This window comes from Novosphingobium sp. MD-1 (genome assembly GCF_001014975.1).
GTDB lineage: Bacteria > Pseudomonadota > Alphaproteobacteria > Sphingomonadales > Sphingomonadaceae > Novosphingobium.
This window is the reverse complement of sequence record NZ_BBXA01000028.1, coordinates 52,318-76,653: the sequence shown is the minus strand read 5'-3', so window position 1 is coordinate 76,653 and position 24,336 is coordinate 52,318. Positions and strand designations below refer to the sequence as shown.

The window sequence follows — 24,336 nt, the reverse complement described above, 5'->3', positions numbered from 1 at the left end:
GGCCGGTTATCCGTTCGGGTGGTAGAAATCGTACACGGTCTGGGCCACCGCTGAGCTGACGCCGGGCGCGCGCTGCAGATCCTCCAGGCTGGCCGCGCGCACCTTTCCCGCCGTGCCGAAGTGCAGCAGCAGCGCCCGCTTCCGCGCCGGGCCGATGCCGGGGATTTCGTCGAGCGGGCTGGCCGTGATCGCGCGGCTGCGCTTTTCGCGGTGCGCGCCGATGGCGAAGCGGTGCACCTCGTCACGCAGACGCTGCAAGTGGAACAGCACGGGTGAATTGACGGGCAGCGTCTTCTCCCGCCCGTCCGCGAAATGGAACACTTCCCGCCCTTCGCGGCCGTGGTGCGGCCCCTTGGCGATGGCGATCAGCGGCACGTCGTCGATGCCGAGTTCCTCCAGCGTCTCGCGCACCGCGCTCATCTGCCCCTTGCCGCCGTCGATCAGGACCAGATCGGGCCAGACCCCGCTTTCGCGATCCGGGTCTTCTTCCTGCGCCCGGGCGAAACGGCGGCGGAAGACCTCGCGCATCATCGCGAAGTCGTCGTTGGATTGCGCCGCCTTGATGTTCCATTTGCGGTACTGGCTGTTGAGGAAGCCGTCCGGCCCCGCCACGACCATCGCCCCCAGCGCGTTAGTGCCCTGGATATGGCTGTTGTCGTAGATCTCGATGCGCTGCGGCACCTCGGGCAATTCCAGAAACTCCGCCATCTCGCGGTTGATCTTCGCCTTGGTGCCGGTTTCGGCCAGACGCCGCTCCAGCGCTTCCACCGCGTTGCGGCTGGCCTGCTCCATCAGCCGCCGCCGGTCGCCGCGCTGCGGCACTGAAATCTCGACCTTGCCGCCGGCGGCCTCCTGCAAAGCCTCCGCCAGCAGATCGGCTTCCGGCAACGCCCGGTCGACCAGGATCAGGCGGGGCGGCGGCACTTCCTCGTAGAACTGGGCGAGGAAGCTGGTGAGCACCTCGGCTTCCTCCAGCCCTTCGGTGTGGCTGGGGAAGAACGCGCGGTGGCCCCAGTTCTGCCCGCCCCGGATGAAGAAGGCCTGGATGCCGATATGCCCGCCCTTCGCCGCCATGGCGAAGACATCGGCGTTGCCCACGCCTTCCGCGTTGATCGCCTGGCTGCCCTGGATAAACGTGGCCGCGCGCAAGCGGTCGCGCAGCATCGCCGCCCGCTCGAAGTCCAGCGCTTCGGAAGCCTGCGCCATCTGCCCTTCGATCTCGCGCTGCACGGCGGACGACTTGCCCCCCAGGAAATCGCGCGCCTGCCGCACCAGATCGGCATAGTCGTCCTCGCTGACCCGCCCCACGCACGGCGCCGAACAACGCTTGATCTGGTAGAGCAGGCACGGCCGGTCGCGTCGCGCCATGAAGCCGTCGTTGCACGAGCGCAGCAGGAACAGCTTCTGCAGCGCGTTGATCGTGGTGTTGACCGATCCGGCGCTGGCGAAGGGGCCATAGTAGTTCCCCTTCGCCTTGCGCGCGCCGCGATGCTTCATGATGCGCGGAAACGCGTGGTCGGTGCGCAGCAGGATGAACGGAAACGATTTGTCGTCGCGCAGCAGCACGTTGTACGGCGGGCGGAAGCGCTTGATGAGCTGCGCTTCCAGCAGCAGCGCCTCCGCTTCCGAATTGGTCGTGACAATCGTCATCGACCGGGTCTGGCTCACCATGCGCCGCAGGCGGTTGGGCAGGCGTTCCACCTGGGTATAGTTGGTGACGCGGTTCCGCAGCACCCGCGCCTTGCCCACGTAAAGCACATCCCCGCGCGCATCGTGCATGCGATAGACGCCGGGTTTGGCCGGCAGCGTGCGCACCACCTCGCGAATGGTCTCCACGCCCTTGTCGATATCCGGCTGGTCCGACCCGCGCAGCGCGTAGGTCGCCTTATCCTCGTGGAAGCGTTCGGACGATTGCCGGTCAGGGGGAACGGAGCCGCGGGCCATGGTGGTCCAGATAAGCGCTGTCCTCCGCTTTGGGGAGATGCCTGCCGCTGCGCGCGGTGGACAAACCGGGCACATCCACCCGCGCCGCCTGACGGCGTCGGCATGGGCTTCCCTTTTTGCTCGCGGGACGCTATGGGCGCGCCGCGCGGGACTGTTTCCGACAAGCTTGCGACACACGCAACCAAGCGAAAAGGCATCCGAAAGCGCCGATGGCGAAAGAAGAACTCCTCGAAATGCGCGGCACGGTGGTGGAACTGCTGCCGAACGCGATGTTCCGCGTGCGCCTTGAAAACGATCACGAGATCCTGGGCCACACCGCCGGCAAGATGCGCAAGAACCGCATCCGCGTACTGGTGGGCGACGAAGTGCTCGTGGAACTGACGCCCTATGACCTGACCAAGGGCCGGATCACCTACCGCTTCATGCCCGGCCGGGGCGGCCCCGGCCCCTACTGATGGCCGGCGTACCGACGCCGCCTTCCCCGCTGCCGCCCCTGGTCCTGGCCTCCGCCAGCCCGCGCCGCCTCGAACTGCTGGCACGGCTGGGCGTGACGCCCGACAGGGTGCTGGCCACCGACATCGACGAAACACCGGGCAAGGGCGAACTGCCCCGCCCCCACGCAGTCCGCCTCGCCGCGGAAAAGGCGCGCGCCGCCGCCGCATTGGCGCCCGGCGCGCTGGTGCTGGCGGGCGATACCGTGGTGGGCGCGGGCCGACGCATTCTGCCCAAGGCGGAAGACGAAGCCACCGCGCGCGCCTGCCTGGCGCTGCTATCCGGCCGCCGCCATCGCGTGTTCTCGGCCGTCGCCGCCGTCACGCCTGACGGAACCCTGCACGAGGCGCTGAGCGAGACGATCGTCCGCTTCAAGCGCTTCACGCAGGAAGAAACCGACGGCTACATCGCGAGCGGCGAATGGCGCGGCAAGGCAGGCGGCTATGCCATCCAGGGCAGCGCGGAAGGGCTGTGCCTGTGGCTTTCCGGCAGCCACTCCGGGGTGATGGGCCTGCCGCTCTACGAAACCCGCCTGTTGCTGCGCCGCGCGGGCTTTCCGCTTGGCTGAATGGCTGCACGAGGCCGGGATCGGCGAAGAACGCGCGATCCTTGTGGACCGGGGCGAAATCATCGCCGCGCGCGTCGACTGGGGCGAAATGCTGCGCCCCGGATTCATCGGACCGGCCCAGGTGATCGTGAAGCACAAGGGCGCCCGGCGCGGGATCGCGCGGTTCGCCGATGGCGGTGAAGCGCTGGTCGATGGCCTCGATCCGGCGGTCACGGAAGGCGCGACGGTGCTGCTGCGCATAACCCGCGCCGCGATCGCGGAAAAAGGCCGCACCAAGCTGCCGCAGGCACGCGCCGCCGCTGCGGACGCCGCGCCCTCCCCTGCACCCAGCCTGCTGGAAAACCTGCACGCCGGCCCCCTGCCGGTCCGTTCGGTGCCGGTCACGGACCGCACCTTTGACGAAGCCGGCTGGCACGAACTGGTCGAACAGGCGCAAGGCGGCGAGATCGCCTTTGCCGGCGGCAGCCTCCTCGTCAGCCCCACGCCCGCGATGACGCTGATCGACATCGACGGCACACTGCCGCCGCCAATGCTGGCCCGCGCCGCCGTCCCCGCGATTGCCGCCGCCCTCGCGCGGCTGGACATCGGCGGATCGATCGGCATCGATTTCCCGACGCTGGCGGACCGGAAGGACCGCCTTGCCGTCGATGCCGCTCTCGCCGAAGCGCTGGCCGGATGGAAGGGCGAACGCACCGCCATGAACGGCTTCGGCTTCGTCCAGCTCGTCGCCCGGCTCGAACGGCCCTCGCTGGTCGCACGCTGCGCCCGGCACCCCGCCGGTGCCACGCTGCGCGCCCTGCTGCGCCAGGCAGAACGGGTCCCCGATCCCGGCGTGCTGCTGCTGACCGCCGCTCCGGCGCTCCGAAGGGCCATGCCGGCGGAATGGGAAGCCGAACTGGTCCGCCGCACCGGGCGCATCGTGCGCTGGCACGAAGACGCGGGTCTTGCTCTCAACGGCGGATTCGCGCAGGCAGTCGCGGCATGACCCTCAAACCCTCTCCCCGCGTGAACGGGCAACGCCGCTGCCCGATCTGCGGCAAGCCCCGCGTGGAAGCCCACGCGCCGTTCTGTTCCACCCGCTGCCGCGATCGCGATCTGGTGCAATGGCTGGACGATGGCTATGCCCTCCCCGGCCCGCCGGCCGATCCCGATGCGCAGGATTGAACTGTCCCCGCCGGCGTTCGGCAGATAGAGGTGAAAAGTGCAAATCAGGGCTGGACAAGCCAGCCGCGCTTCGCCATAGGCGCGCTTCCATTCGCCAGACACCCTCTCGAGGGAAAGTCCGCAGCGATGCCCGGGTAGCTCAGTTGGTAGAGCACGTGACTGAAAATCACGGTGTCGGCGGTTCGACTCCGTCCCCGGGCACCATTGGCCTGTTCGCCAAACCCCGCCAAAGCTTGAAAAAACGGCAGAAATCAGCCATATTCTGCGTCGGCCTAACCGCTGATGTCCGCCTTTGCACGCCCGTAAGCGGGTGATTCTGGGGGCCACCTTGGGGGCCACTTTGAAACCGGCGAAAGGCGTGCCCCCAATGGCACTGACGGACACCGCAATCCGCAACGCGAAGCCTCAAGTGGCGCCACTGCGCACTGATGCATGTCCTGATCGAACTTCGCCAGGCGGCGGGGCGACCCCGCTCTTGGACACCCTAATCGCGCGCGAAACCTAAGGCAGAGGGATGGTCTCGTCGATCGTGACAAGGCCCTGCCCTTCGGCCCCGATGGCCGCCGCGACTGAAGGCCGCCGGCCGACAAGGCGAAGCAGCGCGGCGATGCGGGGAAAGGGCGCCAGGGAAATTTTGAAATACCGCGTCCAGCTGGCGATCACGAAGAAATAGGCATCCGCGGCGGTAAACGTTGCCCCGGTCAGAAAGGGGCCAACAAGATCGCGCTCGGCCTGCGCAAGACGGCCCTCGATCCGCTCCAGCGCAACGGCGCGCGCGCGTTCGTCAAGCGGCCAGCGCAGCGGTACGAAGCTCTTATGCAATTCGGCGGCGGTGAAGCTCTGCCATTCGAGCACCCGGTAGCGCTCCATCGTGCCGGCGGCGGGAAGCAGATCGTCGCGGCCGAACCGTTCGCATAGATATTGGGCGATCACGATGTTCTCGGTCAGCCATGTATCGTCTTCAAGCAGGAGCAGCGGCACCATCCCGCGGGGGGCGATGGCGCGATAATCCGAACCGTCCGGTCGGCGCTTCAGCGATACGTCGACCACTTCAAGCGCGAAAGACGCGCCGATCTCCCGCAGCAGGATATGGACGGAGAGCGAACTTGCGCCGGGATGGGTAAACAGCTTCATCGCGGGCTTCGCTTTCATTCCAGCAACGCCGCTCCGGCATTCGGCACATGTATCAAGGCAGGGCGATCCCTCTCACTGCTCTCGCAGTTCCCGCACGCTCGCCGCGGTCAGATTCGAAGCCTGCGTCCCGAACCGGGCGGTAACGTAGTTGGCAACCGCCGCGATCTCCGCGTCCGAATAGGCGGCATGGAAGGCCGGCATGTAGGGACCGGGCGAATGCGCCGAACCACCGCCGTTCAGCACCATCAGCGCGACATTGGTGCCGGTGCGATCGTTGACGGCCCGGATACCGGTCAACTGCTGGAAAGGACTGACGGCTCCCTTGCCGCTCCACGCGTGGCAACTGACGCAAGCCTGCTCGAACACGCGCTTGCCGTGAGGATTGCCCGTCGGGCCTTGCGAAGCGACGGGGTTGGCCGGCCCGGCCATCGCGGGCAGGCCAGAGCTGCGAATGGAGGGAATGGTCCGCAGATAAGCCGCGATCGCGGCAACGTCCGAAGGTGTCAGCCGCCCGGTGCTCAATGCAACCACCTCGGCCATCGGACCGGAGGCGACACCGCGTTGCGGCGCATGCCCGCGCGCAAGATAGCTGACGAGGTCGTCCGACGACCACGCCCCGATGCCGCTCACCTGATCGCCGGTGATGTTGTAGGCGTTCCAGCCTTCGGCGGCGCCGCCGGCGAACTTCTGCCGGGTGTTCATGGCCTGCATCAGCGTGCGCGGCGTGTGGCATTCGCCGCAATGGCCGGCCGCTTCGACCAGATAGGCGCCGCGATTCCACTGGGCATCGCGATCGGCGACCGGACGGAATACCGGTTCGCGGTTGAACAGGGCTCCCCAGATCGCCATCAGCCAGCGCTGGTTGAAGGGGAAGCTAAAAGTGTTGGGCAAGTTTGCCTGCCGCACCGGCGCCAGACTGGCGAGATAGCGACGGATCGCCAGCACATCGTCATCGGTCAGCATGGCGTAGGATGCGTAGGGGAATGCCGGGTAGAGCCGCTGGCCATCGCGGCCGATGCCCTTGTGCACGGCGCGCACGAATTCGGCATCGCTCCAGGCCCCTATACCGGTCTCCCGGTCGGGCGTGATGTTGGGGGTGTAGATCGTGCCGAACGGCAGCTTGAACGCCCGCCCGCCGGCAAATGGCTTGCCACCCTTGGCGGTGTGGCAGGCCTGACAATCGGCGGCCTCGGTAAGATAGCGGCCCTTCGTGAGCGGATCAGCCGACGCCAGTTCGGATGGAACCCCGGTGGGCGACCGTCCGCGGTAGGTGGCCAGATCGACCTGACGGCCGCCCGCGAACGCCAGCGGCCCCGGCAAGGCCACTTGCCACCAGGCAAGTCCACCCGCGATGGCAAGCGCCGCAATCGCGCCAAGGAAGATCGTTTTGCGGGTGCCTTTCATCGCCAGGCGCTCTTGCTTAGCAGGGAGGGATCGACGGGCATCCGGCTGAGCTGGATGCCCGTTGCGGCGTAGATGGCGTTGTTGAGCGCGCCCTGGACGGTGACCGTGCCAGGTTCGCCGATCCCGCCGGGCGCCTCGGCGCTGGGTACGATATGGACCTCGATCTGCGGCATCTCGTCGATGCGGACGACGCGGTAATCGTGAAAATTGCTTTCCTGCGTCCGCCCGTTCGCCAGGGTGATCTGGCCATAGAGCGCGGCGGAAAGGCCAAATACCATGCCGCCCTGTATCTGGGACACGATGCCGTCCGGATTGACAGGCGATCCGCAGTCCACCGCCGTGGTCAACCGCTTGACCGCCACCGTGCCGTCCTCGGCCACGACAACTTCGGCCACGGTGCAAAGATACGTACCGAACACGTATTGCAGATTGATGCCACGCCCCGCGCCGGCCGGCAGCGGCGTGCCCCAGCCCGCCTTCTCCGCGGCCAGATCGAGCACCGCGCGGGCGCGTTGATGTTTGCCGATCAGGTTGCGGCGAAAGGCCAGCGGGTCCTGCCCCGCTTCCCGCGCCACGCGATCAACGAAGCTTTCGGTGGCGAACACGTTCATGTTCGGTCCGACGCCGCGCCAGAACGCGGTGTACACGCCGCGTGGTTCGTGGCGGACCCAGTCCACGAGCAGGGCGGGCATGTCGTAGGGCGTCTCGGCCGCGCCATCGACGGCATCGCTATCAATTTTGCCGTCGTAGGCGGGTGGCAGCCAGCGCGCGACCACGCTGGGGCCGACAACGCGATGCGACCAGGCCTCGACCTTGCCGTTCGCGATCCTGGCCTTGAGCCAGGCGCCATAGACCGAGCGATAGGGCGCCCGCGCTACATCCTCTTCCCGGCTCCAGACGACCTTGACCGGGCCATCGACATGTTTGGCGATACGCACGGCCTTGCGGACCCCGTCCACCTCCAGACGGCGACCGAAGCCGCCACCGATAAGATGGTTATGGACCGTCACCTGGTCCGGACTGAGGCCAGCCTCTTGCGCGGCAGCCCGCTGCGTCATCGTCATCACCTGGGTACCGACCCAGACCTCGCATTTTCCGGACGTGAGGTGGACGGTGCAGTTCATCGGCTCCATCGGAGCATGGGCCAGGAGGGGCAAGGCGTAGTGCGCCTCGATCACACCATCGCCCGACAATTTCGCCGCTGCGCCGGTATCCAGTGCGACGTGCGCCTCGGCTTGCGATGCCTTTTCCAGATCCGCCCACAAGTCGGCAGTGCCCAGTGCGGCATTGGGACCATCGTTCCAGGTGATGTCCATCGCTGCCAGCGCGCGCATCGCCGCCCAGCTGGTTTCGGCCACCACCGCGACCATATCATCAAGCACGATCACCTGCTGCACGCCGGGCAGGGCCTTGGCCGGGCGATCATCGACCCGCACGACCTTCCCGCCCACCACCGGAGCGCAGGCCAGCGAGGCGAACCGCACGCCTTCGGGCGTTGCGTCGATACCGTAGCGGAGCGAACCATCGACCTTGTGCGCGGTATCGAGGCGTCGCTGCGAATGGCCGATAAGGCGGAAGGTTTCTGGCGACTTGAGCGGCGGATCGGCCGGCACCGGCTCGCGCGCGGCCTGCGCGGCCAGCGCGGCATAGGCAAGGCGTCGACCGCTGGGCTGGTGGACGACTTCACCCGGTTCGGTGCGGCATTCCGCCGCCGGCACATGCCATTGCCGCGCGGCCGCAGCGATCAGCATGGCGCGCGCGCTGGCGCCAGCCTTGCGCATGACCGGCCAATAGCCGCGCACCGATGTCGAACCGCCGGTGGCCTGCACCTTGAAGATCGGATTGCCGTAGAGCGCGTCGTCGGCCGGCGCCTCTTCCAGCTTGACCGCCTCAAGCGCGACATCCAGTTCCTCGGCGATCAGCATCGCCAAAGCGGTGTAGATGCCCTGCCCCATCTCGGTCTGCGGCATCACCAGGGTTACGTTCCCGTCCCCAGCCAGGCGGATGAAGGCGTCGGGGGCGAAGGCTGCGGAGGCGGGGGCCGCGCCGGTTGCCGCAACCACCGAAACGCCCCGGACGGTAAGGCCAAGCACCAGCGCACCGGCGCCAAGCGACGCGCCGCGCAGCACCTGTCGGCGCGAGAGAGCCGGATCAGCCATGACGCGCCGCCTCCTTGATGCCCTCGCGGATACGCACATAGGTTCCGCATCGGCAGATGTTACCAGCCATGGCGGCGTCGATCGCGGCATCATCGGGCGTCGGATTGCTGGCCAGCAGGGCCGCGGCCGACATGATCTGGCCAGACTGGCAGTAACCGCACTGGATCACGTCCAGATCGAGCCACGCCTTCTGGATGCGCGCGCCGGCCGGGGTCGTACCGATCGCCTCGATGGTCGTGACCGGCTTGTTGCCAATCTCCCCCACCGGCAATTGGCAGGACCGGACGGGTGCGCCATCCAGATGAACGGTGCATGCGCCGCATTGCGCGATGCCACAACCGAACTTGGTGCCGGTCAACCCCAGATCGTCGCGCAGCACCCAAAGCAGCGGTGTTTCGGCATCGACTTTGACCTCACGCTGCTGGCCGTTCACGTTAATGGTCGTCACGCCTGATTCCTCCGATTTTCGGGCAGGTTACGCCAGATCGGATGCCGCGGACAGACCTACCTGTGTATGGTTTTGGCCGGCAAAAAGGGGCAGCGGGGAGTGGAAGCCTTAAAGGACGCCGGCGCACGCCTGCAAAGGCGCTTGCCGCAAGCGCAAGGCCAGACGATCAAAGTGCATAAACATTCCGAAGCTCAGCGTCTGGAGCGCTGCTGCGGCACGACTGCGCCCAGCCAGGCATCAGTCCAGGGCAGCGATACCGGGCACCGTAAAGCTGAATACCGCGCCGCCGCCCGGCTCGTTCCGCACATGCAGGTTCCCCCCCATGCCCTGCACCGCGTTGCGGCAGACCTGCAGGCCCATCCCCATGCCGGTCGCTTTGGTGGTAAAGAACGGTTCGAACAGCTTGTCGAGGATATCGTCCGGGATACCGGGACCGGTATCCCGCACCGAAACCGCGATGCCTTCGGAAGCGTTCGAGATTTCGACGGTGATCTTCCGCGGATCGGTCCCCGCCAGCATCGCCTCTGCCGCATTGGTGATGAGATTGACCAGCACCTGCTGGAACTCGACCGGATCGGCGAGGACGAGCGCAAGATCGGGATCGCAGTGCAGCACCAATTGCGCCTCTGCCCGCCTGACCTCGCTTTCGAGCAGACCACAGGTGGCCCGCGCCAGCGCGCTGATATCGACGCGCCGCAATTCGCGGCGCCGCGGCGCAAGACTCTCGCGCGTGTGCTCGACAATCGCCTGAACACGGTGAACCGTCCGGGTCAGCCGCTCGATGCCACGGATCGCCGCCTCAAGATTGGGTGTTTCCCCGGTGAGCCAGCGCACGGTGGTCTGCACATCCATCGCCATCGACGCGATGGGCTGGTTCAGTTCATGCGCGATGGTGGCGGAATAGGCACCCACCGTTGCAATGCGGTTGGCCCGCGCCAGTTCGTCCTGCGCGGCGCGGCGCATCTCCTCGATCCGCTGCTGTTCGGAAAGGTCGACGAGGTTTGACAGGTGCAGGTCGTCCGACAGCCGGTTCACGTTGAAATGAACGGGTATCCGGCGGGAATCCTTGCCGATCAGCACGGTCTGCCCGGAAATATGCTCTTGATCGTAATAGACCATCTCGAGCTGGCTTATCAGGACGTCGCGGCCGTCCTCGGCATTGTGCGCGGGCGGGTTGGCCGCCAGTTCGGCAAGGTCCGCATAGCCCATCATCTGGGCGAGCGCCCGATTGACCCGCGTGGTCCTGATATTCGACAGGCATTCCTCGAGAACCTGCGGATTTTCGTCGAAGTACGCCTGCAAATCCTGGACGCCTTGCGCCTTGATGCGTTCGAGGATGGGCTTGGTCAGGCTGAAGTCCATCTCGGCGAAGCTGATGCCGCCCACGTCGAACAGACTCGAATAGCGCGCTTCCGTGCGCAGCAGTTCGGCCGTCCGCTCGGCGACCCTGCGTTCGAGGTTGGCCATCAGGTCGTTGACGCGCTGCTGGGCCAACACCTCGTTGTGGATGTCCGTCGCGCCGCCATAGAAGCGCAGTATCTCGCCGGTCTCGGCGGACCGCACCGCCCGACGTGCCATCGACATCCAGTGATAGCTGCCGTCCTTGTGCCGCAGACGGACCTGGCAGGCGATATCTTCGCCGGTTTCCAGTGACCGCGTCAGCACCTGGCGCAATGGCCCGATATCCTCGGGATGGACGCATTCGCGCCAGGTTTGCCCGGCAATGCCTTCCTCTCGTTCAACGCCGGTAATCTCGGTGAAGCGCTGGTTGAGAAAATCCCATTTCCCGTCCGCCGTCGAGCGCCAGAGCAACTGGGGAACCGAATCCGCAAAAACTGTCAATTCCCGTTGGCTTTCTTCCAGTTCGTTGCGGACCTTTTGCAGTTCCTCCTTCGCGGTTACCTCTTGATGTACGTCGGAAAGCCCGCCGAAGCGCTCGATCTCGCCGGTGATGGGTGAGCGGACTGGCTTGTCGTAAATTTGCATCCAGCGATACGAACCGTCGGCCTGGCGCACGCGGATCTCGAGGTCGGTCAGGGTCTGCGTGGCGACCGCATGGGGAACCGCGGCATGAAGCGCGGGAAGGTCATCGGGGTGGACGACATCGTTGTAGCGCTCGTTCGCCAGCACGCTTGAGCGATCCAGTCCGGTTACATGGGTCCAGTGTTCGTTGAGGTACTCGATCTCACCCCGCGGGTTGGACCGCCACAGCACGAACGGGACCGAGTTGAGGAAATGTTCGATCTCGGCCCGGCGGCGGTCTGCCTCCGCGCTCGCCGCGCGCAGGCGTCGTTGGCTTAGCAACAGGAATGCGACAACACCGATCGCGATGCAGGGGAAAAGCGCCTGCGCTGCGGCAGCAAGCGGCGCCGGATCCGCCTGCGCCAGAAGCCGGGCGGCGAAAGCCAGCGCCATGCAGACAGGCGCTCCGACGAGAACCGCGATTTCCCCGCCGCCCGCAAGGGCCGCTGCGACTACGACAAGATGGAGAATGGAAACAGGCAGATTATTCGCAGAGGCCCGGTCGAGGAAAAACACCACCCATGCCATGAAGAAGGCGCCAGGCAGCCAGAGATAGCTGTATTTGCGGTCGGTCATGCCAATCGGTCCCATCGCCCAATCTGCCTGTCATTCCATCGCTATTCGCGCCTGACAAGCCGCCGCAGCGCATGAGCCTAACGTCAAACCCCTATTGCCGCCTGAGCAAGTACGAAGCCGCCTGGAAGCATCCCCGGCCCGTGCGTGAACACCATTGTAGCCATATGGTGCTCGGCTGCGATGGCTGCGCGCTGGTATGCCCTCCCCCTACCTTGTTCTGTCTGGCTATCGCAAACCGCCATGCTCAAGCTCTCCGCGAAAGGAGAACCCCTTGAACCAGCACAAGACAGCGCCGACGCAGCACGTCGTGGTCGGCGAAACGCGCTATGCCTATCGTCGGTTCGGCGACGAAGGAGGAAACCCCATCGTGCTTCTCCAGCATTTCACTGGAGGCATGGATCACTGGGACCCCTTGCTGACCGACGGCCTTGCCCGCAAACGCCCGGTCATCCTGGTCAACAACGCCGGGGTCGCCAGTTCCACGGGCACCGCCCCACCGACGATCGAGGGCATGGCCGGATGCATCGCCGAATTCGTCGATGCACTCCAACTTCCCACGTTCGATCTGCTCGGCTTCTCGATGGGCGGCATGGTCGCGCAGGCGTATGCCAAGCAGCACGGCGACCGCTTGCGCAAGCTGGCGCTGCTGGGCACCAGCCCGCGCGGCGGCGAACCTACGCCCTATCAGGCCGAAGTGGCACAGCGAGCCAGTGGCAACGCCAACCTCGAGGACTTTGCCTGGCTGTTTTTCGGCCATTCCGAAGCGGGCCGCGCGGCCGCGGCGGCATTCTGGCAGCGCCGGCATGAACGAACAGAAGATGTCGATCCGCCCAGCGGCATGGCCACGATCATGGCGCAAGTGGCCGCCGGACGGGACTGGCTTGTGCCCCACGGCGAACGCTTCGCCGATCTTGCGGCGATCAGCTGCCCGACGCTGGTCGTCAATGGCAGCCTCGACGTGATGCTGCCAACGATCAATTCGTTCCATCTCCAGCAGCATCTGCCCGATGCGCAACTCGTCCTCTATCCCGATGCTGGCCATGCGGCACAGTTCCAGTATCCCGAACTGTTTCTGGCCCATCTCCTCCTGTTTCTCGACGGACACTGAGCAGCCTGCGGACGATTGCCGCCCCCTGCCGAATGAAGGACATGCTATGGATCCCCTCGCTTCTGCAACCGTTGCCGCCCATGGCGGGCTGGTCCAATGGAAGCGCTTCACCACGCTTTCCGCGCGGCTCGCGCAAGGCGGTGCGCTTTGGCCGCTCAAGGGGGTCGGCGGCGTGCTGGACGATACCGTGGTGACCATAGACCTGACCCGCCAACAGGCCTCGCACGCGCCCTTCGGCGATGCGGCGCGCAAGTCCGCGTTCGCGCCGCATCGGGTTGCGTTGGTGTCCGGCGCGGATACCGTGGTGGAAGAACTGGCCGACCCGCGCGCCTCGTTTGCCGGGCATACGCTCGAAACCCCGTGGACCGAACTGCAGCTGGCCTACTTTGCCGGCTGCGCGATGTGGACCTATCTGACGCTTCCCTTCCTGCTGGCCGAGCCGGGAGTTACGGCGCAGGAAATCGAACCCTGGGAGGAAAGCGGGGAGCAATGGCGCCGCCTCGCGGTGACATTTCCCACGCACATCGCCACCCACAGCACGCACCAGACGCTTTACATCGGCAATGACGGCCTGCTGCGGCGCCACGATTACGACGTCGAGATCGCCGGGAACACGCCGGGCGCCCACTATCCCACAGACTATGTCGAAGTGCAGGGCATCCGGTTTCCCACCCGCCGCCGCATCTATCCGCGTCAGGCCGATGGCAAACCGATGGCCGAGCCGCTCGTCGTGTCGATCGATCTCGGCGACATCGTGCTGCGCTGATGCATCGCGGCCCATTGGAACGACCATGGCAGTACGACCGATTTACCGATAGAAACCCCGGAATGCGGCACACGATTCTCGGCGCGTGCTTGTTCGTCGCAGCCTTCTTCGCGGCGCCTTCGGCAGCATCCGCCACCGATCCCGGCAGTAGCGCTACCGCGACGGATACCTCCCACATCGTCGTGACAGCCTTGCGCCGCCCGCTGCCCGCAGACGCCGTGCCCGCCAGCCTGACCGTTCTGACCGGGCAGCAGTTGCAGGCCCGTTCGGTCCGCTCGTTTGCCGATCTGGCGATGATCGAACCCAGCCTCCAGATTTCCGCCTATCAGGGCGAGAGCCAGATCTTCGTGCGCGGGATCGGCGCGGTCACCTTCCTGGGCGGATTTGACAGCAGCATCGCGGTCAATCTCGATGGAGTCTATCTTGGCAGGCCGAGCGCAGCGGCATCGGCGATGTTCGATCTCGACCGGATAGAAATCCTCAAAGGCCCGCAAGGCACACTCTATGGCCGCAACGCCACGGGGGGCGCGATCAATCTGGTGAGCCGCGGCCCCGCGCAGGACTGGCAGGCCGACGGGCGCGTGGCGTTCGGCAACTATGCCCGCGCCGATGCCTTCGCCAGCATTGCCGGCCCGCTGACCGACAGACTGGCAATGCGCTTGTCGGTGGGGAGCAGCAATCACGCCGGCTACACCCGGCTGATCACCGGACGCGATGCAAGCGGCAAGGACCGCGTTGATCGCGCCGAGGACCAGCACGACCAGAGCGCCCGCCTGCGGCTGGACTGGCAGGCCCGCAGCAATCTGAAACTTGCCCTCTCCGCCGATGTCAGCCGGGCTGATGACCGCGCCGTGGTGTTCCACTTTGCCGGGCCGGGCTATGGCAACAATCCCGTCTTCCTCTCGCGCCTTGCGCAAGGCATCGTCGGCCCGGTCGGAGCGCGCACCATCGCCTCGTCCGTGCTGCCGTTCAACCGGCCGCTGAACTGGGGCCTGATGGCCCGGGCCGAGCTCGATCTGGGGGGCACCATATTGAGCGCGACGGCAGCCTATCGCCAGACGCATCCGAAAAACTTCGACGATCTGTCGAACAGCACCGTGCTGGCCGAAACCCAGTACAAGGAAGAAAACGCCCGGCAATGGAGCATTGACCTGGCGCTGCACTCGGCGCCTTCGGCCACGCTCACTTACTGGCTCGGCGCCTCGCACTACATCGAGCACAATGCGGTTCGCAACGAGTACTTCTTCCCTTACCTCGTTGCGCTTCTGGGCGGCACGGGCAGTGCCGACTGCTGCCTGCTGCGCGCCAACGGCAAACAGCGCACCCTTGCCGATGCGCTGTTTGGCGAGGTTGGCGGCGCGATCTTGCCTCGCACCACAGTCACCGTTGGCGGACGCTGGACGCGCGAACGCCGCCAGGGGAGCAATCTGCTCGATTTCACCGGCCTCCAGACCCTGAACAATTCGGTCCTTGCTCCGGCCGATTTCCGGTCCTTCACACCAAAGGCCGTGATCGACCACAGGCTTTCGGGGCGCAGCCATATCTTCGCCTCGGCCACGCGCGGCTACAAGGCAGGCGGGTTCAACCTCGGCTCTGCGCAGAACACGCCGTATGCCCCGGAAAAGATCTGGTCCTATGAATTGGGTGCCAGGTTTGCCGGCCCGAACTGGAACATCGAAGCGAGTGCTTTTCACTACGATTACCGCGACCTTCAGGTGCAGGATGTCGACGCGAATTCCGTGCTCATCCGCAACGCGGCAAACGCAAGGGTCGACGGCGTGGAGCTGGGTCTGCGCGGCGCGAGCGGGCCGCAGTTCCGGTTCGCAGCGCAGGCGACCTGGCTGAACGCGCGCTTTTCGCGCTACGCCACCATCAACACCAAGCAGCCCGGCCTCGGCACGCAAGACCTTGCCGGAAATCCGCTGCCCCAGGCGCCGCGCTGGCGCGTACTAGGCTATGCCGAACGGGATTTTGCGCTGCGTGGCGGCGCCATCCTGCGGCTGCGCGGCGATGCCAGCTGGCAGGACCGGATCTGGTTCACCGCCTTTCGCGATGCGCGCGCCACTCAGGCTGCCTGGTGGTGGTTGAAAGCCCGCGCGACGTGGATCCCCGCGCATGGGCGCTGGCAGGCCACCGCGTTCGTCGACAATCTCACGAACACGCGCGCATTCACCAATATCTCCATCACCGGCGATCTCGACGCGAGCCGTGCGCTCGGCAACATGGCCCCGCCCCGCACGTTCGGGTTGGAGTTCGGCTTCCGTCTTTAGGGTCAGGAGCCCTTACCGGCACGGCAGGGCCAAGCACCCGTGCCCCCCATCGGCAGCGTCCGCCTAGATGCCGAGCAGGTCGATCTTGCGCAGCATATCGGCGACCGAAATCGACTTGAGTTTGCGCCCCGCGCTTGAGCGATGCATCTTCACCGTGATTTCGGTGATGCCGAGTTCATAGGCGATTTGCTTGTTGAGCAAGCCGCGCGCAACCCCGCGCAAGACATCCGTTTCGCGCGGGGTCAGGCTTTCGCCCAGCCGCCGCACGGTGTTTCGCTCTCCGCCATCCCTGTGCTTTTCACCTTCGGTCCGCAGCGCATGAGACACCACGTCGAGCAGTTCCTGCTGACGAAAGGGCTTTGGCAGGAAGTCGATCGCACCGGCCTTCATCGCCCTGACGGAGGTGGCGACATCGGCGTGACCGGTGATGAACACGATCGGCACGAACTGGTTCATCTCCCTCAGCTGCGCCTGGAATTCGAGTCCGCCGGTGCCCGGCAGCCGCAAATCCAGCACAAGGCAGCATGGCCGATCGGGTATGCCATGCTGCAGCATCTCCGCGGTGGATTCGAACACGGCCGTTTCAAGGCTCACGGATTCGAACATGTCCTGCAGGCTTGCGCGCACGTCGGGATCATCATCCACGACGAGGACAAGCGGCTGCCGCGATGTGAACTGGGCCGATGCTTCCTGCACGAGAGCTGCCCTGACCGTAGCCATGGATCGCCTTTCCGGCCGATCGGCCTTGTATTGCGACGCCAATCTACATCGACTTTGCCCGCAGTGCCAGCCGCCGCGCCCCATACCTCGGTATGGGAAGCCACAGAACAAGAGCTATGCAGCCGCAACACTGCTATCAATTGGCCGCAAAGTAGCCGATGACCACCAGCGGCAACACCGGCCTGGCAATGCCAAGCAGCCCCGAACGAGAGGACAATGTTGGTGCCTGGGCCTTCCCCGAAAATGCCGGCCCTAATCGGAATTGTCGACGATGACGATGACGTGCGTGAGGCTTTGGAAGGGATGCTGGAAAGTCACGGCTATCTCACGGCTTCGTTCAAGTCAGCTACCGATTTCCTTAAATCTGCCGATGTCTCGAGTTTCTTCTGCGTCATCACCGACTTCCAGATGCCGGGTCTGACCGGACTCGATCTGATCGATGCGCTGCGGGATTTTGGAATGCCCACGATCATGATTACCGCGTTTGCCACGCCGGTGATCGAACGGCAGGCCCGGAATGCCGGCGTGCGCCTTTTCCTGCGCAAGCCTTTCAATCCCCAGCAGCTTGTTGCCGCGATCAAATCCATTCGCAACGGGATGATGTGACGCGTCGCCCGCGCGCAGCGGCAGCCACGGAGACTTTGCGCGCAGCAGGGCATACCACGGTAGAGCTGTGCCGAATGCCGGCACCCGATCATGGTGGCGACCAAGACGTCCCGTCGCCAACGGCGGCGCCACCAAGGAATTGCCCCATGCCTTACCACCTCCTGATCGACGGCGCACTGGTCGACGGCACCGATACCATCAACGTCATCGATCCGACGATGGCCCAGCCCTTCGCGCAGTCGCCGCGCGCCAGTGCCGCTCAGGCCGAAGCTGCCATACAGGCCGCCAAGCGCGCTCAACCCGCCTGGGAAGCCCTCGGTTACGAAGGCCGCAGGCCGTACCTTGAACGGTTTGCCGAGGCGATCACCGCCAACCTCGATTCCATTGCAGCAACCCTGACCCGTGAACGCGGCGGCCCGATTGCAGATTGCCGCTTCGAGGTGGGCCGCGCGCGCGATGCCATCGCCCACTTCGCCACGCAGTCTCTGGCCGACCGCGTGCTGCTCGAAACTCCCGGACAGCGCATCGTCGAACAACGCTACGCGCATGGGGTGCTGGTCGCTATCATGCCGTGGAACCGGCCGATGACGCTGCTCTCGTTCAAGCTTGGGCCGGCGCTGATTACCGGGAACACGGTGATCGCCAAGCCCGCCCCCACCACGCCGCTTTCGACCCTTCTCCTCGGCCAGCTGGCTGCCGAAATTTTCCCCGCCGGCGTCTTCCAGACCTTGGTGGATGCCAATGACCTCGGCCCTCTGCTGACCAGCCATCCCGACGTCGCCCACGTCAGCTTCACCGGCTCGACGCCGACCGGCAAAAAGGTGCTGGCGTCGGCCGCCGACACGCTGAAGCGCTTTACCCTGGAACTCGGCGGCAACGACGCAGCCATCGTGCTGGACGATGCCGACATCGCCAAGGTTGCAGACCGCATCTTTGCCGCAGCCTTCATCAATGCAGGCCAAGTCTGCTTTGCCACCAAGCGCGTCTACGCCCCGCGCCGGCATGCAGCCGATCTCGCAGCGGCCCTTGCCGAACGGGCCGCTGCGGCGGTTCTGGGCGATGGCATGGACCCTTCCACCACCATGGGTCCGCTGCAAAACCGCATGCAGTTCGACAAGGTGCTGGACGTGATCGCGTCCGCCCGCGCGCAGGGCGGCCGATTCCTGACCGGCGGCGACGCCACCGGTCAGGGCTACTTCATCCGCCCGGCAATCGTCACCGGTCTGCCCGAGCAGGCGCGGCTGGTTCAGGAGGAACAGTTCGGCCCGGTTCTCCCGGTCCTGGCCTACGAGCATGTGGACGAAGCGGTGGCCGCGGCAAACGCCAGCGACTTCGGGTTGGGCGGCACCATCTGGGGTACAGACACGGACCGGGCCATGGCCGTGGCCAGCCGCATCCAGACCGGCACCATCTGGGTGAACCAGCACATGGCACTGCCCCTGGACGTTCCGTTCGGCGGCGCCAAGCAATCGGGCATAGGTCTCCAGAACGGCCTTCCGGGCATGGAAGACGTCACCCAGTTGCGTGTTCTCAACGCCATTCTGGCGGAATGAGGGGATCGGCGATGGACAACACAACGTTTCGGATCGGCGGCGAACTTGAGGTAAGCCGGCTAGGCTTCGGCGCCATGCGTCTCACCGGGCCAGGCATATGGGGGCAGCCCACCGACCGGGAAGCAGCCCTCGCCACGCTCCGCCGGGTGCCCGAACTGGGCATCAACCTGATCGATACGGCGGACAGTTACGGGCCGGATGTTTCCGAACCGCTGATCCGTGAAGCCCTGCATCCTTACGCCCCCGGCATGCACATCGCCACAAAGGCCGGGCTCCGCAGGCCCGGCCCCGATGCGTGGATGCCGCACGGCGATCCCGACTATCTCATCGCCCAGGCGCGCAGGAGCCTGACGCATCTTGGCGTAGAGCAGATCGATCTGTGGCAACTGCACCGGATTGATCCCAGCGTACCGCGTGACGAGCAGTTTGGCGCCGTTCGTGCCATGATCGACGAAGGGATCATCCGCCATGCCGGGCTCAGTCAGGTAACAGTTGCGGAGATCGAGGCGGCGCAACGGGTCTTTCCGGTCGCGACCGTGCAGAACCGCTTCAATCTTTCCGATCGCTCGAGCGAAAGTGTGCTGGATTATTGCACGCGCCACGCGATTGGATTCATTCCATGGTTTCCGCTCGCGGCAGGGGCGCTGACCGGTCCCGGTTCCGCCCTTGCCGTTATCGCGCAGGCACATGCGGCGACGCCGGGCCAAATTGCCCTCGCCTGGCTGCTGCGTCGCAGTCCCGTCATCTTGCCCATCCCGGGCACCGGGAGCGTGGCGCACCTCGAAGAAAATGCTCGGGCACTGGATATCGTGCTGAGCGACGACGAGTTCGCCAAGCTTGAGGCCACTTACCGCTAAGGTAAGGACCCATTACTGGCGTTGCCGCAAGCCGCGAGGCTGAAAGCCGTCGCGTTTTCCAGAAGAGGCTTCTTACAGCCTGCTCCCCCTACCAAGGGACGGGAAAGACAAACCATCGCAGGCCTGTTCCACCCCTGCAGTTCGGTTCAGACTGGCCCTGTTCGGACCTGCTGCGGTGTAAACCCAGCGCCACCACATTCGGGAACAAGGCCCATGGCCCCGGCCGGCAACACCATTTTGATCACCGGCGGACATCCGGCATCGGCCATACCCTTGGCCGAACAGTTCCACCAGCCGGGGCGCTAAACCGCCCCGGCCACCCACCTTCCCCACAACGGAGAATGAAGATGTCCCGCATTGCCATCACCAGCCGTGACCAAGCCCCTGCAGCCGCCCAGCCGACGCTCGATGCCGTGCACAAGCAGCTCGGCTTCACCCCGAACTTCTTTGCCGTGCTGGCCAACAGCCCGGCCGTCCTTGCCGCCCACGGCGCCTTCGACGGTGCGCTCGGCAAGACGCTCGATCTGAAGACCCGCGAAGGGATCGCCCTTGCCACGGCGGCCGTCAACGGGTGCGAATACTGCACCGCCGCCCATACCTATACCGGGCACACCTTCGCCCGTCTCTCGGAGGCCGATATCGCGGCAGCAAAGCGCGGGGAGGCAGCGGACGACAAGCTTGCCGCCGCGCTGCATTTCGCCCGGCGTGTCGCGGAAACGCGCGGCAAGGTTGGCGATGACGACCTGGCGCAACTGCGCGCGGCGGGTTATGGTGATGCCCAGATCCTGGAGATCGTGGCCAACGTCGCCAAGAACTTCCTCACCAATCTCATCAACAACGTGGCGCAGACCGACGTCGACTTTCCGGCGATCACCGCCAGCGCAGCCGCCTGAAAAGGTACATGGCCAGGGCGGCGGACGAACGGCGAAAGCCGCCCTATACTCGCGTGTGATTGCGCTGCGGCTGCATCGTGTGGTTCGTTTACACGCAGCGGACGCCGCCGCCGCGGCACTTGCTCCAACGGAACACGAAGGCTGACGCGTCATGAGCCAATCCGATTTCGAACTCTCCCGTCGCCAGGTGGTAGGCGGGGCAGCCCTCTCACTCGGGCTCGCGCTATTTCCTGATCCCGCAATGGCGGCCGTACTCCAAGACGCCGCATCAAAAGGACACATGACCATGGGAACGATCAAGGTCGCAGACGGCACGGAAATCTTCTTCAAGGACTGGGGCCCGAAAGGCGCACAGCCGATTGTGTTTCACCACGGCTGGCCGCTCAGTGCGGACGACTGGGACGCCCAGATGCTCTACTTCCTGGCGCAGGGCTATCGGGTGATCGCCCATGACCGCCGCGGCCACGGCCGCTCCACCCAGACCGATACGGGTAACGACATGGACACTTACGTGGCCGATGTCATCGCGCTGACTGATCACCTGGATCTGCGCAACGCTGTGCATATCGGTCATTCGACCGGCGGCGGGGAAGCGGCGCGCTACGTCGCCCGCGCCAAGCCAGGACGCGTTGCCAAGGCCATTCTCGTCGGGGCCGTCCCGCCGATCATGGTGCAGTCTGCCAAGAACCCCGGCGGCACCCCGATGTCGGTATTCGACGGATTTCGCACCGCGCTTGCAGCCAACCGCGCGCAGTTCTACCTCGATGTGGCGAGTGGCCCGTTCTACGGCTTCAACCGCCCGGGGGCCAAAATTTATCCCGGCACGATCCAGAACTGGTGGCGGCAAGGCATGATCGGCGGCGCCAAGGCGCACTACGATTGCATCGAGGCATTTTCGGAAACCGATTTTACCAAGGACCTGCAGGCAATCGACGTTCCCACGCTCGTGCTGCACGGTGATGACGATCAGATTGTCCCGATCGCGGATTCCGCGCAGCTTGCCATCAAGTTGCTGCGCAAGGGCCAGCTAAAGGTGTACCCGGGCTTTCCGCACGGCATGCTGACGGTTCACGCCGATGTGCTCAATCCCGATATGCTGGCCTTTATCAAGGCCTGATCCCGAAACCGGAACACTGCGCCGGAAAGGCCGCTCTCATTACGAGGGCGGCTTTTTCGCGCGCACGCGGCGCGCTGTGGCCTGAGGTAAAATGCCTTCGTGCGGCGAAGTCGCGCTCCAGCCGTTCGGTGGCGATACTGGCCCGTTCGAAATGCGATCTCGGAGATGGAAAATGCCGGGCGGCCCCCAGGAGGGGGGGAGCTTCGGGGCCGCCCGACAAGGTTGGGACCACATCAGGCCCTGGGAGTGCCAATAGCGGGATCGGGAGAGTTGGCACCGCATCGATTCCGGATCGATGCCATGATGGTGCGTTAGTTTCGGCGCGGAGGCTATCACGCGGAAGTATATACGATGCCTTGCCGAACCATACCGAGGTGCTGTTCCTCCTTCATCCATCGCAAGGACCACAAACCTGCTCGCGCGCATAATTGCGCGAACGCGATCATGTCGTCGGTCAGGTTGCGCGCAGCAGCAGCGTTACCGCGAAGCGGCCGTTGCGGCGGCCGAACGTGACCGTGCCGTCATGCGCGGCCGCCACGCGGCTGACGATGGCAAGGCCCAGCCCGGTCCCCTCGCCGCCACGCGCGCTATCGCCGCGGGCGAAGGGGCGCAGCATCTGTTCGCCCGCGGTCGGCGCGATGCCCGCGCCGGCATCGCTGACCGTGATCCGCAACGCACCCGCTTGCACCGCAGCGCTCATCATGATCGGCGCCACGCCGTGACGCGCCGCGTTCGACAGCAGGTTGCCCACGGCCCGCGCCACCGCCTGCGGCCGCAGCGCGAAGGTCAGCCCGGGTGCGACATCGGGCGTGACCGTGCCCACCAGCCCGGCATCCGCCACCGCGCGCGCCAGCAGCCCGGCCACGTCGGTCGGCACCTGCGCCTCGTTCTCGAAACCCCGGCCGAAATCGAGGAACTGGGTCAGCATCGCCTCGATCCGGTCAACCTGCCGCAGCGCAGTTTCCTCCAGTTCCTCGTCCTGCCCGCGCAGCATTTCCAGCGAGAGGCGCAGCCGCGTCAACGGCGTGCGCAAGTCATGGCTGACCCCTGCCAGCATCAGCGCGCGCTCGGCTTCCTGACCCGCGATCCGCGCGGTCATGCGGTTGAGCGCCCCGGCCACGGCGGCCACTTCCTCCGGACCGGAGACGTCGAGAGGCGGCTGGGCTCCATCGGCGCGGTAGCCATCGACGCTTTGCGCCAGTTGTCGCAGCGGCCGGTCGATCCGGCGCTGCAACGCCAGTCCGCAGGCGATCGCAATCACGAAGGCCACGAACGAGGCGAGCATCAGGCTGGCCAGCGCCCCACGCTGGCGCGGTGGCGTGATGCTGACCCAGTAATCGCGCTGCCCCATGCGCAGCAGGAACCATAGCCGTCCACCCGTATCGGTGCGCCAGACGAGTTCGTCCTGCATGTGCAGGCGCGAGGCGAGCGTCAGCGTGAACTGCCGCTCGACCATCGTGGGAAAACGCGGCCCGTCCGAAGGTACGTCCGCCGCCGGGCGCACCGCCATGCTGCCCGCGCGGTTGATCCCGTCGATCAGCGCCGCCTGGCGAGCCGGGTCCATTTCGCGCATCGCCTGCGACAGCGCGGTGACCATGTCAGCGGTGACGGCGGCGACGCGGATCACTTGCGGGCGGATCACCAGCGTCATGACGAGAAAGCCGGCAAGCAGTTGCCCCGCCAGCACCACCGCCACCAGCAGCGCCACGTTGCGATGGAACAGCCGCCGGAACACGCGCCTCAGCCCCCCGCCGTCCGGTCGGCCATCCCGTCCGTCAACACATAGCCGACACCCCATATCGTTCGCACATGGCGCGGATCGGCCGCGTCGTCGCCGATCGCGCGGCGCAGGCGCACGATCTGCACGTCGATGGCCCGGTCGGTCACTTCCGCATCGCGCCCCAGCGCGCGTTCGATCAGTTGCGCCCGGCTGAGCGGCCGCCCGGCGCTGCGCGCCAGTGCTGCGAACAGCGCGTATTCGCGCGAGGACAACGGCAGCACCGCACCATCGCGGCTGACCGTCATCGCGGAGAAGTTGATGCGGAACGGACCGATCTCTCGCTCCTCGTCACGCGTCATGGTCCGCTCCGGCCCCAACCGGCGCAAAATAGCGGCCAGCCGCGCCACCAGTTCGCGCGGCAGGAACGGCTTGGCGAGGTAATCGTCCGCGCCCATCTCCAGCCCCAGCACGCGGTCGATCGGATCGCCGCGCGCGGTGAGCATGATCACCGGCGTGGCATCGCCCGCAGCCCGCAGCCGGCGCACCACCGCCAGGCCATCCTCGCCCGGCATCATCAGATCGAGCACGATCACGTCGGCCGGCTCGCGTTGCAGCGCCGCGTCCATTGCCTTGCCCCCGTCCACCGCGCGCACGGCATAGCCATGCTCCGACAGGAAACGCTGCAACAGCCCGCGCAGTTCAGAATCGTCGTCGACAACAAGCACGCGGGGCGAACGGTGGCTCATGCCCCGCCTTGTGCCATTCCCGCCGGGCCGCCGCCAGCGCGCAAGCTGTGACAAATGGTGACAGCGCGT

Annotated in this window: 21 protein-coding genes and 1 tRNA gene; 13 read left to right on the top strand and 9 right to left on the bottom strand. The window is 65.8% G+C overall.

Annotation, left to right across the window (positions count from 1 at the left end; all coding sequences use genetic code 11):
* Positions 1 to 6: 6 nt before the first annotated feature.
* On the bottom strand, positions 7 to 1,944 hold the full coding sequence (uvrC, locus tag NMD1_RS11300) for an excinuclease ABC subunit UvrC (RefSeq protein WP_124807749.1): 1,938 nt from the start codon (positions 1,942 to 1,944) through the stop codon (positions 7 to 9).
* 209 nt (positions 1,945 to 2,153) lie between these two features.
* Here uvrC and infA point away from each other — a divergent pair, with 209 nt between their 5' ends.
* The 5 genes from infA (at position 2,154) to NMD1_RS11275 (ending at position 4,372) form a co-directional block, all read left to right on the top strand.
* On the top strand, positions 2,154 to 2,399 hold the full coding sequence (gene infA / locus NMD1_RS11295) for a translation initiation factor IF-1 (RefSeq protein WP_100866134.1): 246 nt from the start codon (positions 2,154 to 2,156) through the stop codon (positions 2,397 to 2,399).
* Entirely contained in the window at positions 2,399 to 3,004 is a 606-nt protein-coding gene (locus tag NMD1_RS11290) for a Maf family nucleotide pyrophosphatase (protein WP_125954829.1), read from the top strand. Before infA ends, NMD1_RS11290 begins: the two co-directional genes overlap by 1 nt.
* On the top strand, positions 2,997 to 3,989 hold the full coding sequence (locus tag NMD1_RS11285) for a ribonuclease (RefSeq protein ID WP_125954828.1): 993 nt from the start codon (positions 2,997 to 2,999) through the stop codon (positions 3,987 to 3,989). Before NMD1_RS11290 ends, NMD1_RS11285 begins: the two co-directional genes overlap by 8 nt.
* On the top strand, positions 3,986 to 4,168 hold the full coding sequence (gene yacG, locus NMD1_RS11280; RefSeq protein WP_124807752.1) for a DNA gyrase inhibitor YacG: 183 nt from the start codon (positions 3,986 to 3,988) through the stop codon (positions 4,166 to 4,168). The genes NMD1_RS11285 and yacG overlap by 4 nt, the downstream gene beginning before the upstream one ends.
* A gap of 128 nt (positions 4,169 to 4,296) precedes the next feature.
* A tRNA-Phe gene (locus NMD1_RS11275) sits at positions 4,297 to 4,372 on the top strand.
* A gap of 297 nt (positions 4,373 to 4,669) precedes the next feature.
* On the opposite strand, the gene NMD1_RS11270 is transcribed toward NMD1_RS11275, so the two are convergent.
* The 5 genes from NMD1_RS11270 to NMD1_RS11250 form a co-directional block, all read right to left on the bottom strand.
* Positions 4,670 to 5,302: a glutathione S-transferase N-terminal domain-containing protein gene (locus tag NMD1_RS11270; protein ID WP_233497549.1), complete on the bottom strand. Its 633-nt coding sequence runs from the start codon at positions 5,300 to 5,302 to the stop codon at positions 4,670 to 4,672.
* 72 nt (positions 5,303 to 5,374) lie between these two features.
* A complete protein-coding gene (locus NMD1_RS11265) occupies positions 5,375 to 6,706 on the bottom strand; it encodes a cytochrome c (RefSeq protein ID WP_125954826.1) in 1,332 nt (443 codons plus the stop codon).
* Entirely contained in the window at positions 6,703 to 8,865 is a 2,163-nt protein-coding gene (locus tag NMD1_RS11260; RefSeq protein WP_199558112.1) for a xanthine dehydrogenase family protein molybdopterin-binding subunit, read from the bottom strand. The genes NMD1_RS11265 and NMD1_RS11260 overlap by 4 nt, the downstream gene beginning before the upstream one ends.
* Complete coding sequence (locus tag NMD1_RS11255; RefSeq protein ID WP_124807755.1) at positions 8,858 to 9,313, bottom strand: (2Fe-2S)-binding protein; 456 nt, start codon at positions 9,311 to 9,313, stop codon at positions 8,858 to 8,860. The genes NMD1_RS11260 and NMD1_RS11255 overlap by 8 nt, the downstream gene beginning before the upstream one ends.
* Before the next feature lie 237 nt (positions 9,314 to 9,550).
* A complete protein-coding gene (locus NMD1_RS11250; protein ID WP_158453946.1) occupies positions 9,551 to 11,911 on the bottom strand; it encodes a PAS domain-containing protein in 2,361 nt (786 codons plus the stop codon).
* Positions 11,912 to 12,182: 271 nt separating this feature from the next.
* Between NMD1_RS11250 and NMD1_RS11245 the strand changes: the two genes are divergently transcribed.
* The 3 genes from NMD1_RS11245 (at position 12,183) to NMD1_RS11235 (ending at position 16,055) form a co-directional block, all read left to right on the top strand.
* On the top strand, positions 12,183 to 13,019 hold the full coding sequence (locus tag NMD1_RS11245; protein WP_199558111.1) for an alpha/beta fold hydrolase: 837 nt from the start codon (positions 12,183 to 12,185) through the stop codon (positions 13,017 to 13,019).
* 46 nt (positions 13,020 to 13,065) lie between these two features.
* Entirely contained in the window at positions 13,066 to 13,785 is a 720-nt protein-coding gene (locus NMD1_RS11240) for a hypothetical protein (RefSeq protein WP_125954822.1), read from the top strand.
* Between the two features lie 62 nt (positions 13,786 to 13,847).
* On the top strand, positions 13,848 to 16,055 hold the full coding sequence (locus NMD1_RS11235) for a TonB-dependent receptor (protein ID WP_158453945.1): 2,208 nt from the start codon (positions 13,848 to 13,850) through the stop codon (positions 16,053 to 16,055).
* A gap of 63 nt (positions 16,056 to 16,118) precedes the next feature.
* Here NMD1_RS11235 and NMD1_RS11230 read toward each other — a convergent pair whose 3' ends face one another.
* Complete coding sequence (locus NMD1_RS11230) at positions 16,119 to 16,859, bottom strand: response regulator transcription factor (protein WP_233497548.1); 741 nt, start codon at positions 16,857 to 16,859, stop codon at positions 16,119 to 16,121.
* A gap of 138 nt (positions 16,860 to 16,997) precedes the next feature.
* On the opposite strand from NMD1_RS11230, the gene NMD1_RS11225 reads away from it, so the two are divergent.
* The 5 genes from NMD1_RS11225 (at position 16,998) to NMD1_RS11205 (ending at position 21,801) form a co-directional block, all read left to right on the top strand.
* The gene (locus NMD1_RS11225; protein WP_158453944.1) at positions 16,998 to 17,381 is read left to right on the top strand and encodes a response regulator transcription factor; all 384 of its coding nucleotides are present in this window, start codon (positions 16,998 to 17,000) and stop codon (positions 17,379 to 17,381) included.
* 146 nt (positions 17,382 to 17,527) lie between these two features.
* The gene (locus NMD1_RS11220) at positions 17,528 to 18,934 is read left to right on the top strand and encodes an aldehyde dehydrogenase family protein (RefSeq protein WP_124807878.1); all 1,407 of its coding nucleotides are present in this window, start codon (positions 17,528 to 17,530) and stop codon (positions 18,932 to 18,934) included.
* An 11-nt stretch (positions 18,935 to 18,945) separates the two neighbouring features.
* Positions 18,946 to 19,791, top strand: a complete 846-nt coding sequence (locus NMD1_RS11215; protein ID WP_199558110.1) for an aldo/keto reductase — start codon at positions 18,946 to 18,948, stop codon at positions 19,789 to 19,791.
* A gap of 347 nt (positions 19,792 to 20,138) precedes the next feature.
* Positions 20,139 to 20,684, top strand: coding sequence for a carboxymuconolactone decarboxylase family protein (locus tag NMD1_RS11210; RefSeq protein ID WP_125954819.1), 546 nt, complete (start codon positions 20,139 to 20,141; stop codon positions 20,682 to 20,684).
* Positions 20,685 to 20,970: 286 nt separating this feature from the next.
* Positions 20,971 to 21,801 (top strand): alpha/beta fold hydrolase, encoded by an 831-nt coding sequence (locus NMD1_RS11205; RefSeq protein WP_125954860.1) that lies wholly within the window; start codon positions 20,971 to 20,973, stop codon positions 21,799 to 21,801.
* 454 nt (positions 21,802 to 22,255) lie between these two features.
* Here NMD1_RS11205 and NMD1_RS11200 read toward each other — a convergent pair whose 3' ends face one another.
* Both NMD1_RS11200 and NMD1_RS11195 read right to left on the bottom strand, forming a co-directional pair.
* Positions 22,256 to 23,536 (bottom strand): ATP-binding protein, encoded by a 1,281-nt coding sequence (locus NMD1_RS11200; RefSeq protein WP_233497547.1) that lies wholly within the window; start codon positions 23,534 to 23,536, stop codon positions 22,256 to 22,258.
* Positions 23,537 to 23,541: 5 nt separating this feature from the next.
* Positions 23,542 to 24,267, bottom strand: a complete 726-nt coding sequence (locus tag NMD1_RS11195; protein WP_125954817.1) for a response regulator — start codon at positions 24,265 to 24,267, stop codon at positions 23,542 to 23,544.
* Between the last annotated feature and the right edge of the window lie 69 nt (positions 24,268 to 24,336).

Excerpts from the sequence above, each read along its gene's own strand:
- uvrC (WP_124807749.1), bottom strand. The coding sequence starts at position 1,944 with ATGGCCCGCGGCTCCGTTCCCCCTGACCGGCAATCGTCCGAACGCTTC.
- infA (WP_100866134.1), top strand. The coding sequence starts at position 2,154 with ATGGCGAAAGAAGAACTCCTCGAAATGCGCGGCACGGTGGTGGAACTG.
- NMD1_RS11290 (WP_125954829.1), top strand. The coding sequence starts at position 2,399 with ATGGCCGGCGTACCGACGCCGCCTTCCCCGCTGCCGCCCCTGGTCCTG.
- yacG (WP_124807752.1), top strand. The coding sequence starts at position 3,986 with ATGACCCTCAAACCCTCTCCCCGCGTGAACGGGCAACGCCGCTGCCCG.
- NMD1_RS11270 (WP_233497549.1), bottom strand. The coding sequence starts at position 5,302 with ATGAAGCTGTTTACCCATCCCGGCGCAAGTTCGCTCTCCGTCCATATC.
- NMD1_RS11265 (WP_125954826.1), bottom strand. The coding sequence starts at position 6,706 with ATGAAAGGCACCCGCAAAACGATCTTCCTTGGCGCGATTGCGGCGCTT.
- NMD1_RS11260 (WP_199558112.1), bottom strand. The coding sequence starts at position 8,865 with ATGGCTGATCCGGCTCTCTCGCGCCGACAGGTGCTGCGCGGCGCGTCG.
- NMD1_RS11250 (WP_158453946.1), bottom strand. The coding sequence starts at position 11,911 with ATGACCGACCGCAAATACAGCTATCTCTGGCTGCCTGGCGCCTTCTTC.
- NMD1_RS11240 (WP_125954822.1), top strand. The coding sequence starts at position 13,066 with ATGGATCCCCTCGCTTCTGCAACCGTTGCCGCCCATGGCGGGCTGGTC.
- NMD1_RS11235 (WP_158453945.1), top strand. The coding sequence starts at position 13,848 with ATGCGGCACACGATTCTCGGCGCGTGCTTGTTCGTCGCAGCCTTCTTC.
- NMD1_RS11230 (WP_233497548.1), bottom strand. The coding sequence starts at position 16,859 with ATGGGGCGCGGCGGCTGGCACTGCGGGCAAAGTCGATGTAGATTGGCG.
- NMD1_RS11220 (WP_124807878.1), top strand. The coding sequence starts at position 17,528 with ATGCCTTACCACCTCCTGATCGACGGCGCACTGGTCGACGGCACCGAT.
- NMD1_RS11215 (WP_199558110.1), top strand. The coding sequence starts at position 18,946 with ATGGACAACACAACGTTTCGGATCGGCGGCGAACTTGAGGTAAGCCGG.
- NMD1_RS11210 (WP_125954819.1), top strand. The coding sequence starts at position 20,139 with ATGTCCCGCATTGCCATCACCAGCCGTGACCAAGCCCCTGCAGCCGCC.
- NMD1_RS11205 (WP_125954860.1), top strand. The coding sequence starts at position 20,971 with ATGGGAACGATCAAGGTCGCAGACGGCACGGAAATCTTCTTCAAGGAC.
- NMD1_RS11195 (WP_125954817.1), bottom strand. The coding sequence starts at position 24,267 with ATGAGCCACCGTTCGCCCCGCGTGCTTGTTGTCGACGACGATTCTGAA.